At 70.5% G+C, this 13421-nt stretch carries 10 protein-coding genes and 1 pseudogene; 6 read left to right on the forward strand and 5 right to left on the reverse strand.

What is annotated here, in order from left to right:
• Positions 1-102: 102 nt before the first annotated feature.
• Positions 103-564 (forward strand): cyclic nucleotide-binding domain-containing protein, encoded by a 462-nt coding sequence (locus tag IEY79_RS31625; protein ID WP_229701287.1) that lies wholly within the window; start codon positions 103-105, stop codon positions 562-564.
• 74 nt (positions 565-638) lie between these two features.
• Here the strand turns inward: IEY79_RS31625 and IEY79_RS31630 are convergent, their stop codons facing one another.
• Entirely contained in the window at positions 639-1367 is a 729-nt protein-coding gene (locus tag IEY79_RS31630; RefSeq protein WP_189111085.1) for a response regulator, read from the reverse strand.
• A 216-nt stretch (positions 1368-1583) separates the two neighbouring features.
• Here IEY79_RS31630 and IEY79_RS31635 point away from each other — a divergent pair, with 216 nt between their 5' ends.
• Both IEY79_RS31635 and IEY79_RS31640 read left to right on the forward strand, forming a co-directional pair.
• Positions 1584-3998 carry a phosphoketolase family protein gene (locus tag IEY79_RS31635; RefSeq protein ID WP_189111086.1) on the forward strand — a complete coding sequence of 805 codons (2415 nt, stop codon included), beginning with the start codon at positions 1584-1586 and terminating at the stop codon, positions 3996-3998.
• Positions 3995-6466, forward strand: coding sequence for a glycoside hydrolase family 65 protein (locus tag IEY79_RS31640; RefSeq protein ID WP_189111087.1), 2472 nt, complete (start codon positions 3995-3997; stop codon positions 6464-6466). Before IEY79_RS31635 ends, IEY79_RS31640 begins: the two co-directional genes overlap by 4 nt.
• Here the strand turns inward: IEY79_RS31640 and IEY79_RS31645 are convergent.
• The 3 genes and pseudogenes from IEY79_RS31645 to IEY79_RS31655 form a co-directional block, all read right to left on the reverse strand.
• Entirely contained in the window at positions 6435-7466 is a 1032-nt protein-coding gene (locus tag IEY79_RS31645) for a zinc-dependent alcohol dehydrogenase family protein (RefSeq protein ID WP_189111088.1), read from the reverse strand. The genes IEY79_RS31640 and IEY79_RS31645 overlap by 32 nt on opposite strands.
• A 93-nt stretch (positions 7467-7559) precedes the next feature.
• A complete protein-coding gene (locus IEY79_RS31650; RefSeq protein WP_189111089.1) occupies positions 7560-9029 on the reverse strand; it encodes a sensor histidine kinase in 1470 nt (489 codons plus the stop codon).
• Positions 9029-9762: pseudogene (locus tag IEY79_RS31655) on the reverse strand (response regulator transcription factor). Before IEY79_RS31655 ends, IEY79_RS31650 begins: the two are co-directional and overlap by 1 nt.
• Before the next feature lie 144 nt (positions 9763-9906).
• Between IEY79_RS31655 and IEY79_RS31660 the strand changes: the two are divergent.
• The 3 genes from IEY79_RS31660 to IEY79_RS31670 are packed head-to-tail and all read left to right on the forward strand — an operon-like array spanning position 9907 to position 12492.
• A complete protein-coding gene (locus IEY79_RS31660) occupies positions 9907-11268 on the forward strand; it encodes a ferredoxin reductase family protein (protein WP_189111090.1) in 1362 nt (453 codons plus the stop codon).
• A gap of 11 nt (positions 11269-11279) precedes the next feature.
• A complete protein-coding gene (locus tag IEY79_RS31665) occupies positions 11280-11717 on the forward strand; it encodes an FMN-binding protein (RefSeq protein ID WP_189111091.1) in 438 nt (145 codons plus the stop codon).
• Positions 11710-12492 (forward strand): FAD:protein FMN transferase, encoded by a 783-nt coding sequence (locus IEY79_RS31670; protein ID WP_229701288.1) that lies wholly within the window; start codon positions 11710-11712, stop codon positions 12490-12492. Before IEY79_RS31665 ends, IEY79_RS31670 begins: the two co-directional genes overlap by 8 nt.
• 68 nt (positions 12493-12560) lie before the next feature.
• Here the strand turns inward: IEY79_RS31670 and IEY79_RS31675 are convergent, their stop codons facing one another.
• Positions 12561-13247, reverse strand: a complete 687-nt coding sequence (locus IEY79_RS31675) for a CBS domain-containing protein (RefSeq protein ID WP_189111092.1) — start codon at positions 13245-13247, stop codon at positions 12561-12563.
• Positions 13248-13421: the final 174 nt, after the last annotated feature.

The following is a 13421-nucleotide window of genomic DNA, read 5'->3' on the forward strand; positions in this document are numbered from 1 at the left end:
GCCCCTGCCCGCCGGCCGGCCCCGGCAGGCATCCTTGGATGGCAAGACCCGTCCGGCGGGGGCGGTGGATCCACTGCCGGAGCGGACTCGGGAGGTGCGGCCATGGCCATGACTCTGCTGAACGCTCTGCCCCACCAGGGAAGGGAGCGTCTGATGGAATTCTCCCGTCCGGTGTCCTTCCCGGCGGGTACCCGGATCTTCGAGGACCAGGGCCTGGCGGACCGGTTCTGGGTCATCCGGACAGGAGCGGTCAACCTCGATCTGCGCGGCCACGGACGGGACGTGGGCACGCTGGACATGCTGGGCCACGGCGATCTCCTGGGATGGTCGTGGCTGGTACCGCCGTACACCTGGCATCTGGGCGCCGAAGCCTTCAGCCTGGTCAGAGCGGACGAGTTCGACGCCCGAGCGGCACGGGCCCTGTGCAACGAGGACCCCGTCCTCGGGCTGGCACTGACCCGGCGTGTGCTGGAAGTGGTGGCGGACCGCCTCCAGGCGACCCGTGTCCGTCTCCTTGGCATGGACGCCCCGCAGGAGAGCGAGCGCACGCCGCCCCGCCGATGACGAGTGGGTGGTGCCCGTGCGGCTCGTCTCGGGGAGGCGGATCCGCGCTGTCTTGGGGGCCGGATCTGCGCTGATCAGCGGCAGCCGCCGTCGCGGTCGCCGGCGGAGTCGGTGCCGTCGTCGTCGGCCCGGGAGGCCGCCTGCGTAGCGAGAACAGCGGCCTGGATGCGCCGCTCGACACCGAGTTTGGCCAGCAGCCGCGAGATGTGGTTCTTGACCGTCTTCTCGGACAGGTAGATCCGTCCGCCGATCTCCCGGTTGGTGAGCCCTTCCCCGATCAGCGCGAGAATCTCCCGCTCACGGGGAGTGAGCTGCGACAGGGCGTCCTGCTCGTGCTCCGTGCCCTCCTCCTCGCCGCGGAGACTCCTCATCAGCCGGGTCGTGGTCGCCGGGTCGAGCATGGACTGCCCGGAGGCGACCGTCCGCACAGCGGCCACCAGGTCCGATCCGTTGATCTCCTTCAGCACATATCCCGCGGCCCCGGCCATGATCGCGTCGAGGAGTGCGTCGTCGTCGTCGAACGACGTGAGCATCAGGCACGCGAGGCGGGGCATGAGCGAGCGCAGTTCCCGGCAGACCGTGATTCCGTCACCGTCGGGAATCCGTACGTCGAGCACGGCGACATCCGGGCGCAGCGCCGGGCCCTGGACCAGTGCGTGGGCCGCGGTACCAGTGTCGCCGACCACCTCGATGTCGGGTTCGGCGTCGAGCAGGTCCTGTACGCCCCGCCGGACGACCTCGTGGTCGTCGAGCAGGAAGACCCGGATCGGGTTCGACGGCGAAAACTCTCGTACCTCGCTCATGTCGGCCCTTCCGCCATTCGTGGATCAAGCCCCGGTTTCCATCCTTGCCCACCTTCCGGGGCCGGGCCAGGGCCGAACGGGCCCATGCGCCGCCCGTCCGGTCTCCCGCACGCCAGGGGCCGACAGGACCCCCGACGGGGACCTGTGGTGCGTTGGCCGCGAAAGCCGGTCGGGGGGACGCTGGAGTCCGGTCCATGCTTCACTCCGGAGGAAGCGATGCGAGACGCGAGCACCTCGGCACACGACCCGGTCACCGACACCGAACTGGCGAATCTGGTGGCGCACTGGCGGGCCGCCAACTATCTGGCGGTCGGCCAGATCTACCTCATGGGCAATCCGCTCCTCGGCGAACCGCTGCGCCCGGAGCACATCAAGCCCAGGCTGCTCGGCCACTGGGGCACCTCCCCGGGGCTGAACCTCGTCCACACCCACCTCAACCGCGTCATCAAGGCCCGGGACCAGGACGCCCTGTGCGTCTGGGGGCCGGGCCACGGTGGCCCGGCGGTGCTGGCCAACTCCTGGCTGGAGGGAAGCTACTCCGAGACGTATCCGGACATCGGGCGGGACGCGGACGGCATGGCCCGCCTCTTCCATCAGTTCTCCTTCCCCGGCGGGGTGCCCAGCCATGTGGCGCCCGAGACGCCGGGGTCGATCCACGAGGGCGGCGAACTCGGCTACTCCCTCGCCCACGCCTACGGCGCGGCGTTCGACAATCCGGATCTCCTGGTCATCTGTGTCATCGGCGACGGCGAGGCGGAGACCGGCCCCCTGGCGGCGTCGTGGCACTGGAACAAGTTCCTCGATCTGGTGCACGACGGCGCGGTTCTCCCGATCCTCCATCTCAATGGCTACAAGATCGCCAATCCGACGGTGCTCGCCCGTGTCCCCGAGCCGGAACTGGACGACCTGCTGCGCGGATACGGTCACGAGGTGCTGCACGTCACCGGGGACGAGCCGTACGCCGTCCACCGCGCCATGGCCGAGGCCATGGACACCGCGCTAGACACCATCGCGCTCATCCAGCGCACCGCCCGGGACGAAGGTGTCACCGAACGCGCCCGATGGCCCGTGATCGTTCTGCGCACACCGAAGGGCTGGACGGGACCGGCCACCGTGGACGGACTGCCGGTCGAGGGCACCTGGCGGGCCCATCAGGTACCGCTGCCCGCTGTTCGTGAAAACCCCGAGCACCTGCGGCAGTTGGAGGCGTGGCTCCGCTCCTACCGGCCGGAGGAGCTGTTCGACCATGACGGCCGCCCTCTCCCGCATGTCCTGGCGTGCGTCCCCGAAGGCGCGCGCCGGCTCGGCTCGAACCCGTGTGCCAACGGCGGTCTGCTCCTGCGGGACCTGCCCGTACCAGCCCTGGAGCCGTACGCCGTGAAGGTCGAGCGCCCCGGCGCGACCCTGCACGAACCGACGCGCGTGGTGGGCGACCTGCTCGAATCGGTCATGGAGGCCACGAGCGAGCGACGCGACTTCCGGGTCGTCGGCCCGGACGAGACCTCCTCCAACAGGCTTCAGGCGCTGTACGGCGCCACGGGAAATGCGTGGCAGGCCGCGGTCCTGCCCGTGGACGAGCACCTCGACCGGCACGGCCGCGTCATGGAGATCCTCTCCGAACACACCTGCCAGGGCTGGCTGGAGGGCTACCTGCTCACCGGGCGGCACGGGTTCTTCTCCTGCTACGAAGCGTTCGTGCACATCGTGGACTCGATGGTCAACCAGCACATCAAGTGGCTGAAGGTCTCCCGCTCCCTGCCGTGGCGCCGGCCGATCGCCTCCCTCAACTACCTGCTGACCTCGCACGTCTGGCGCCAGGACCACAACGGCTTCTCCCACCAGGACCCCGGCTTCGTCGACCACGTACTCAACAAGAGCCCCGAGGTCGTACGGGTCTACCTGCCGCCGGACACCAATACCCTGCTCTCGGTCGCCGAGCACGTCCTGCACAGCCGCGACTACGTCAACGTCGTCGTCGCCGGCAAGCAGCCCACCTTCGACTGGCTCACCCTGGACGAGGCCCGCGCCCACTGCGCACGCGGCCTGGGCGTCTGGGAGTGGGCCGGTACGGAGCAGGAGGGCAAGGAGCCGGATGTGGTGCTGGCCTGTGCCGGGGACGTTCCGACACAGGAGGTGCTGGCCGCCGCTCAGCTGATCCGTCACCATCTTCCGCAGCTCGCGCTGCGCGTGGTGAACGTGGTCGACCTGGCCAGGCTGCTTCCCGAGACGGAACATCCGCACGGGCTCTCCGACAGCCAGTACGACGCGCTGTTCACCCGTGACCGGCCGGTGATCTTCGCCTACCACGGCTATCCGTGGCTGATCCACCGTCTCGCCTATCGCCGGGCCGGTCACCCGAATCTACACGTCCACGGCTACCGGGAGTCCGGCACCACCACGACCCCGTTCGACATGGTGGTGCGCAACAACATGGACCGGTACCAGCTGGTCATGGATGTCATCGACCGTGTCCCCGGACTGGCCGTCCGGGCCACGCGGGCGCGGCAGGCCATGGAGGACGCCCGGCTCCGGCACCACACCTGGATCCGGGAGCACGGGACCGACCTTCCCGAGGTGGCCGACTGGACCTGGCAGCCCGAAACCGGCGGTGACGACGGGCCCCCGCGTTGAACCGCCACCGCGAGGAGGGCCCGGCGGCGCTCGCGTGGACATGGACGTATGAGGGCTTCGACCCGGAGCAGGAACGTCTGCGTGAAGCTCTGTGCACCCTGGGCAACGGCTACTTCGCCACTCGCGGATCGGCGTCCGAGACCTCCGCAGGCGCCCCGCATCGTCCGGGCACCTACGCGGCGGGCTGCTACAACCGATTGACCTCCGCCGTCGCGGGACGCCAGGTCGAGAACGAGGACATGGTCAATCTGCCCAACTGGCTGCCGCTTCGCTACCGCGTACGCGTCGAAGGCGCCCGCCCCGGCCCATGGCTGTCGCCCGGCGGCCCTCAACTGGTCGAGCACGGGCAGACGCTGGACCTGCGGCACGGCACACTCACCCGGCGGTCGGTCTATGCGGCGGCAGAGGACGGCGGGGAGCGTCGGCTGTGCGTGGAGCAGTGCCGGCTGGTTCATATGGGAGAGCCCCATCTGGCCGCCCAGCGCACCTCGTTCACGGCCGAGGGCTGGACGGGCGAAGTCGAGGTCGAGGCGGCCCTCGACGGCGATGTACGTAACGTCGGCGTCGACCGCTACGCGGATCTCGCGAACCGGCACCTGACAGGGGGGCGTACCGGCACCGGAGGGCCCGACACGGTGTGGCTGTGCTGCCGCACCATCAATTCCGACATCCTTGTCGCGCTGGCCTCGCGGGTGCGAGTGGTCGGCCATCGCGGCGACGGGGCCGACACACGGCTCGCGGACCGGAAGGCCGTCCAGACCCTGACGATCCCCGTCAACTGTGGCGCGACGGTCGTCGTGGACAAGACGGTCGCGTTGTACACCTCCCGCGATCCGGCGATCAGCGGTCCCCGGCAGGCCGCGACCGACGCCGTAAGAAGGGCCCCGGGTTTTTCTCGCCTGCTCGCCTCGCACCACCGCGCCTGGGAGAACATCTGGCGGCGGGCGGCTCTCGACGTGCCCGGGGAGGCGGGCACGATTCTGCGGCTGCACCTCTTCCACGTACTCCAGACCCTCTCCCCGCACACCGCCGAACTGGATGTCGGGGTACCCGCGAGAGGGCTGCACGGCGAGGCGTACCGCGGACATGTCTTCTGGGACGAACTGTTCGTGCTGCCGTATCTGAACCTGCATTTCCCGGAGGTGTCCCGGGCGCTGCTCGGCTACCGCCACCGGCGGCTGCCGGCGGCCTGCCGGGCCGCGAGGGACGCGGGACGCGTGGGCGCGATGTACCCCTGGCAGAGCGGGAGCGACGGGCGCGAGGAGTCACAGCGGCTCCATCTGAACCCCCACTCCGGCCGCTGGCTGGAGGACCACTCCCATCTGCAACACCATGTCGGATCGACGGTCGCGTACAACGTCTGGCAGTACGCCAAGGCGAGCGGCGACAAGAATTTCCTCTACGGCGAGGGCGCGGAGATGGTCATCCAGATCGCCCGCTTCTGGGCGGACACGGCGGTCTGGGACCCTTCGCTGGAGCGCTATCGCGTCCGGGGTGTCGTCGGTCCCGACGAGTATCACGACGCCTACCCGGACTCCGCCGCGCCGGGGCTCGACGACAACGCGTACACGAACATCACCGCCGCATGGGTTCTGGCAAGGGGTGTGGAACTCAGCCGTGCCCTCCCCGGCGCGCGGCGGCAGGAATTGTTCGAGCGCCTTCGAATGGATGCGGCCGAGCCGGAGCGCTGGGACGACGTCGCACACCGTCTCCACGTGCCGTACCACGAGGGCGTCGTCAGCCAGTTCGAGGGATACGCGGACCTAGGCGAACTCGACTGGGACCGGTACCGCGGACAGTACGGCGACATCCGCCGACTGGACCGGATCTTGGAGGCCGAGGGGGATTCGGTCAACCGGTACAAGGCGTCGAAGCAGGCGGACGTGCTGATGCTCGGCTACCTCTTCTCCCCGCGGGAACTCGCGGGTCTCTTCCGGCAGCTCGGCCACCAGCTCGACGACGAGTCCTGGCGTGCCACGATCGACTACTACCTGCCCCGCACCAGCCACGGTTCGACGCTCAGCGCCCTGGTCAGCGCGTGGGTGCTGGCACGGGCGCGCAGGAACGAGGCGTGGGCCTACGCCGAGGAGGCGCTCATCGGGGACGTGGCGGACATTCAGGGCGGCACCACCGGGGAGGGAATCCACCTGGGCGCCATGGCCGGGACCCTGGATTTCGTACAGCGCTGCCTGACCGGGCTGGAGACCCGCGACGACGGGCTGTGGCTCGACCCCGCGCCGGTGCCGCAGCTGTCGAAGTTCCGGGTCGGCATCCGCTACCTGAACCACTGGGACGTGGACCTGTGGATCCGGGCGCAGCGGGTGCGGGTCGCCGTGCCGGAATCGAATGAGGATCCCGTACGCGTCGTGCTCGACGGGAGCCCGTCGGCTGTCCCGCCCGGCACCGCCCGCTGGCTCGATCTGCCCCGGGGCAGGGTCAGTCCGGTACGAGCACGGCGGCGCCGTTGACGCGGTCGGCCGCGAGGTCGGCGAGCGCCTGGTCCGCCCGGCCCAGCGGATACGGACTCACGGTGACCTGAATGCCGATCCGCTCCGCGAGGGCCAGGAAGTCGCGTCCGTCCTGGCGGGTGTTGGACGTGACGCTGCGCAGGTCACGCTCCTGGAAGAGATGACGCTCGTAGTGCAGCGAGGGGATGTCGGAGAGGTGGATGCCCGCGACCGCGAGCGTGCCGGAGCGGTCCAGCGCTTCCAGGGCCACCGGCACGAGGTCGCCCACCGGGGCGAACAGGACGGCCGAGTCGAGTGGTTCGGGCGGGGCGTCGTACGCGCCGCCGGCCGAAGCCGCACCCAGATCGAGTGCCAGTTCACGTGCCCGCACAGACCTGGTCAGCACATGCACCGTGGCGCCCTCGGCCAAGGCCACCTGGGCCGCCAGATGGGCCGAGGCACCGAAGCCGTAGATACCGAGCCGCCCGCCCTCGGGCAGTGCGCTGCGGCGGAGCGCGCGGTAGCCAATGATCCCGGCACACAGGAGGGGCGCGAGCGAGGCGGCGTCACGATCGTCCGGGAGCGGGTAGGCGAATGCCGCCGGAACCAGGGCCAGGTCGGCGAAGCCGCCGTCCGCGTCCCATCCTGTGTAGCTGGACCGGGGGCAGAGGTTCTCCCGCGCGGCCCCGCAGTAGCGGCACTTCCCGCAGGTCCCGCGCAGCCAGGCGCCGCCGGCGCGGTCGCCGATACGGAACGAGGTCACCGCCTCCCCGACGGCGACGACGCGGCCGACGATCTCATGGCCGGGGACGGTCGAAGGGCGCCGGGGCGCGAGATCCCCCTCGGCAAGGTGCAGATCCGTACGGCAGACGCCGCACGCCTCCACCCGCAGCAGCAGGTCCCCGGGGCCCGGGTCGGGCGGGCGGCGCCGCACCCGGGCCAGCGGCCCTGTGCCGATGGGCCCTGGCCTCTCGACAGCCCAGCCGTGCGGTGTCTCCGAGGCGGAGGCGGCGAACGTCATGATTCCAGCCTGCGGCGGGTGGGCAGATGGGGCAAACGGGTCCGCTCGTGCCACGAGAAGCACACGAGGCGTGGCGTCGGCGGCGGCGCGGATTCAGGCCGAAGTCCGCGCCGCGTCCGGCGGCGAGGCCGGCAGCGTCACCGTGAACACGGTGCGGCGGGGTCGGCTCTCGACGTCCACCGTGCCCCCGTGGGCCGTGACCACGGCATGGACGATCGCCAGGCCCAGTCCGGTGCTGCCCGTCGTACGTGAGCGGCCGTGGTCGGCGCGTACGAAGCGGCCGAAGACCTCGGGCAGCAGGTCCTCGTCGATACCGGGACCGTCGTCCGTCACGGTCAGCCTGACGCGGTTGTCGTCGGCGGACAGCCGGACGGTGACCTCGGTGCCCGCCGGGGTGTGGGTGCGGGCGTTGGCGAGGAGATTCCCGACGGCCTGGTGCAGACGGTGTTCGTCGCCCTCCGTCGTCACCGATTCCTCGGGCAGGTCCAGCCGCCAGCGGTGCTCCGGCCCGGCGGCGCGTGCGTCGCCCGTGGCGTCGAGGACCAGCCGGGTCAGGTCGACCCGGGAGCGGCTGAGGGCGCGGCCCGCGTCGATGCGGGCGAGCAGCAGCAGGTCGTCCACCAGGCGGCTCATCCGCTCGGACTCGGACTGGATGCGGTCCAGTGCGCGGTGTACCTCGGCCGGTACGGGGCTCGTGGTGCGGAGCGCGAGTTCCGCGTGTCCGCGGATGTTCGCCACGGGGGTGCGCAGTTCATGGCTGGCGTCCGCGGCGAAGTGCCGCAGGCGTTCTTCGCTGGCCTGTCGTCGTTCCAGGGCGTCGCCGACGTGCCCGAGCATGCGGTTGACGGCGGTGGCGACCTGCCCGACCTCGGTGCGCGGGTCGCCGGCCGGTACGGGCTCCGGCATGGCGACCTCGCCACTGGCCAGGGGGCGTTCGGCCACGCTCGCCGCCGTACTGGTCACCCGGCGCAGAGGGCGCAGGGAGACGCGCACCCAGAGCGCTGCCAGAATCCCGGTGACCACGAGGGCGGCGGCGAACACCGCCGCTTCCACTCCTTCGAGCCGGTGCACCGTCTCCTCGACCGGGTGCAGTGGCAGGCCGGTGATGAGAATGTCCCCGTCGTCTCCACGGAGGGCGGTGAGGCGGTACGCGCCCAGCGCCGACAGTCTCCGGCTGTGGGTGTCCCCGTCGACGGGCAGGCGTTCGAGCGTCTGTCGGTCGGCGGTGTTCAGGCGTACGTCGGCGTCTGCCTCGTCCGTGACGACCGCCGCCTCGTCGACCGAGCCGTTCAGCAGGCGGGCGCCGAAGGTGCCTTCCGACTGGCCGCGCGTGTCGGGCGTGTTGTCGGCGTCGGGCCGGGCCTCGTGCTCCAGGCTTGCCGCGAACCGTCCCCCGGAGGCGGTGAGTTGCTGGTCGAGGCGGCGTACGAGGAAGCCTTCGAGCGCGAGGACCGTGGCGACCCCCACCGCCAGGCACGCCACGGCCAGCAGCACCACCATCCCGGTGGTCAGCTGAGCCCGGAGGGTGCGCGGCAGCGGGATCCGGCGAAACCCTGGTCGCATCAGTACTCCGGCTTCAGGACGTAACCCACGCCGCGCACGGTGTGGATCATCGCGGGCCGGCCGGTGTCGATCTTCTTGCGCAGATAGCTGATGTACAGCTCCACGACGTGTGCGCGGCCACCGAAGTCGTAGGACCAGACCCGGTCGAGGATCTGTGCTTTCGACAGCACGCGGCGGGGGTTGCGCATCAGGAACCGCAGGAGTTCGAATTCCGTACGAGACAGCTCCACGATCTCACCCCCACGGGTGACCTCCCGGGCCTCCTCGTCCATCACCAGTTCGCCGACGACCAGCCGGTCGTCGCTCGACTCGCGCGCCATGCCGGCCCGGCGCAGCAGGCCGCGCAGCCGGGCCAGACCTCCTCCAGGCTGAAGGGCTTGGTCACGTAGTCGTCGCCGCCCGCAGTGATGCCGGCGATGCGGTCCTGGACCGAATCACGTGCGGTCAGGAACAGCACACACACGTTGTCCAGATCGCCCCGGAGACCACGCAGGACACGCAGGCCATCCATGTCCGGAAGCATCCAGTCCAGGACGACGGCGTGCGGACGGAACACACGCGCGGTCTCCACGGCCGAAGCGCCGTCGGCCGCGGTCCGCACCTGCCAGCCCTCGCCCGACAGCGCGCCGGATAGGACCTCCGTGAGATCCGGCTCGTCGTCGACGACGAGGACCCGCACGGGGCCGCCGTCACTGCCCCGCAGGGTCTGGGCTGAGGTGCTGTGGTCGTTCATGGTCCCTCCAGCATCCTCCCGAAACGGGGCGGCGGGGCTCTGGACTCGCTCTGAGTTTCCTCTGAATGCGCCGACGGTGACCGGTATCAGAGGAGCCTCAGAGGTTGCGCTGCGACGGTGGTCCAAACCGGCGGAAGAGGGCCCATGAGTACGACGACGAACGCGCGGCACCGGGCAGAGCGTGCTCCACGGCTGCGACGGCCGCGTTCGATGATCCCCCTGGTCGTCCAGAGCGCGATCTGGCTGGGCGCCGCGGGTGTTCTCGGCCTCTGGTGGAGTGACACCACATCGGTCGTGGGCGCGGGCGCGTGGCTGACCGACGCGGGCCGGATCACCGGGCTCCTGGCGGGTTACGCCTGCGCCGTACTGGTCGCGCTGATGGCCCGCGTCCCCCTGCTCGACCACAACATCGGCACCGATCGGCTCGCGCGCTGGCATGCCATGGGCGGCCGTTACACAATGTCGCTGGTCCTCGCCCACGTCCTGCTGATCATCTGGGGATACGCGCTGACGTCGGGCAGCGGAGTGGTGAGCCAGACGAGCACCCTGGTCCTCCACTACCCGGACATGCTCAAGGCCACCGCCGCCTTCCTGCTGTTCGTCCTCACGGCGGCAGTCTCGGCGCGCGCCGCGCGCCCCCGGATGCGCTACGAGACCTGGCACTATCTGCACTTCGCCACCTACCTGGCCGTCTTCCTGGCCTTCTCACACCAGCTCAGCAACGGCGCCGACTTCGTCGGACACCGGCCAGCCCAAGTGGCCTGGTACACGCTGTACCTCACCGTCGCCGCCCTCGTCGGGTGGTACCGCTTCCTGGTTCCCGTGCGGCGTTCGCTGCGGCACCGGCTGCGGGTGGCGGACGTACGTCACGAAGCCCCCGGCGTCGTCTCGGTCCATCTGACGGGGGAGCACCTGGCGGAACTGGGCGCGCGGCCGGGACAGTTCTTCCGCTGGCGCTTCCTGGCCCCCGGCCTGTGGTGGAGCGCCAATCCGTACTCCCTCTCGGCGCCGCCGCTCCCCCACCATCTGCGGATCACCGTGAAAGCGGCGGGCCAGCACAGCGCGGCGCTGGCAGGGCTGCGGCCGGGCACCCGGGTGTGGGCCGAAGGGCCCTACGGTGCCTTCACGGCGGACCGCACCAGAGCCCGGAAGATCCTGCTGCTGGCCGGAGGTGTGGGGATCACACCCCTCAGGGCCCTTTTCGAGACCCTTCCCGGCGAGGTGACACTGGTCTACCGGGCCCGTCGCCCGGAAGACCTGGCGCTGCGCGACGAACTCGACGCGATAGCCGCGGCGCGGGGCGCCGTCGTGCACTACGTCGTGGGCGAACCCGCCTCCAGCCACTCACCCCTGACGGCGCGGGCCCTCAGCGCCCTGGTGCCGGACCTCGCCGCGCACGAGGTGTACCTGTGCGGCCCGCCCGGAATGACCGACGCCGCCAAGGGCGCTCTGCGGGGCGCCGGGGTGCCCCGCCGCCACATCCACCACGAGTCGTTCGAGTTCTAAGGAGGCCCGCCGTGCGCAGAGCCGCAATCGCCGCCGCTTCGACCAGCGCCCTGGTCGTGCTGCTGCTCACCCTCAAACCGCACCAGCCGGGCATCCCGGCGCTCGGGGCGGCCCCGCCTGCGGGGACGTCTCCGGCTCCGACCGGGACGGCGACACCACCGGGCGGACGGGGCACCGGCACCTACACCGGGGACGCCGTACAGACCCAGTACGGCACGGTGCAGGTCGCCGCCACGGTCAAGGCCGGAGAACTGACCGCGGTCAAGATGCTCCAAGTGCCGTCCGGAAACGGACGCGACCAGGAGATCGCCGCCTACGCCGTGCCACGCCTGACGCAAGAAGCACTGGGCAGCCACAGCGCGCACATCGACTCGGTCTCCGGTGCGAGCTACACCAGCCAGGGCTACATCCAGTCCCTGCAGAGCGCACTGGACCGGGCCGGTGTCTGACACCGTGCGCGGTCTGCGCCATGTCGAGCACGTTATGGGCACCGTCGTGTCCTTCGACATCCGCGACAAACGCGGCCCCGCGATCGAGGCGGCGCTGAGCGAAGCGGTCTCCTGGCTGCACCACGTCGACGAGGTGTACTCCACCTACCGGCCGGACAGCGCCATCAGCCGCCTGGCCCGCCACGAGATCGAGGTCGCCGACTGCTCCGCGGAGGTACGCGAGGTCCTCGCACTCTGCCGAAGCGCCGCACGAAACACCGCCGGCTGGTTCAGCCATCTCGCGACCGGCTTCCTCGACCCGTCGGGGCTGGTCAAGGGCTGGGCGGTGGAGGGCGCGTCCCAGATCCTGTACGAGGCGGGGGCCCGCAACACCTGCCTGAACGGTGGCGGAGACCTGCGGCTGAGAGGCGAGGCCGCACCGGGCACTCCCTGGCGAATCGGGATCGCCCACCCGCTGCGCCCCGGAGAGCTGTGCGCGACCGTCGAGGCAGGCGACCTGGCCGTCGCCACCTCCGGAACAGCCGAACGCAGTGCCCACATCGTCAACCCACACCTCGGCATACCCGCGAACGGCCTGGCATCGGTCACCGTGACCGGCGCAGGGCTCACGATGACCGACGTCTACGCGACCGCCGCCTTCGCGAGAGGGGAGTCGGCACGGGACTGGCTGGAATCCCTCGACGGCTACGAAGGATTCGCGGTGCTGCCCGACGGCCGGTCGTGGCGCACCGACGGCTTTCCCGGTGAGACGGTCCCGGAACACGGCTCGGTCTGACCGGACAGTGGGCTCACGAGGTCTGATTGGACAGGGCTCACGGGAAGCACAGCTCGGGGCGGCGTCCTTCAGGGCCGCGGTTCCGACGGCGCGAGGCCCATCGACGCGGCTCGCGGTCCCACCAGGTCGCACTCGACATCCACGACACCCTCGACCGCCCGGACCATACGGGCCGCCACCGGGACAAGGGCGGTGTCCTGGATCGCGCCGCTGAGCGTGACAACCCCGTCGACGACCGTGACCAGTACGTTCTCGCGGGACACGCGGAAGAGAGGCTCGACCACCTCTGTGCGTACCTCCTCCGCGATGTCGTCGTCGGACCGGAGGAACACCTTGAGCAGGTCGGAGCGGCTGACGATCTCGCGCAGCATCCCGGCGGCGTCGACCACCGGCAGCCGCTTCAGTCCACCCAGTGCCATGGTCCGGGCCGCCTGAGCCAGTGTGGCATCCTCCCGGACTGTGACGGCGGGCACGCTCATGAGTTCGCGTGCCGTCACCCCGCCCGCCTTGCGCAGATCGTCGAGGTGGCGCATCTGCTCCAGACGACTGGGGTCCGCGTCCCGGAATCCCTCCTTGTCGAGCAGGTCGGCCTCGGAGATCACCCCGATGACACGTCCGTCGCCCTCAAGGACCGGAACGGCACTCACCTTCCACTTCCTCAAGGTCTCGACGATCTCCTTGAACCCGGCCCGCGGAGCGACCGCGACAACGGGGTTCGACATCACATCGGCAACCCCGTACAGCGTGTGACGCATGGTCCCTCCTCGATCGGACCTTCCATCTCACTCCGAGTGTGGCCGCGCCGATCGGGACCGAGGAGGGGCCGACAGGCCCTGACCGGGGACTGAAGGGGCAATCGCTCGCACGGGTGCCTGTCGGCCCGACGCCCCGCAGAAGGACCGGTCGGCCCCCGTCCCGCTGGCGAGGTT

The organism is Streptomyces camponoticapitis, assembly GCF_014646115.1.
Lineage (GTDB): Bacteria > Actinomycetota > Actinomycetes > Streptomycetales > Streptomycetaceae > Streptomyces > Streptomyces camponoticapitis.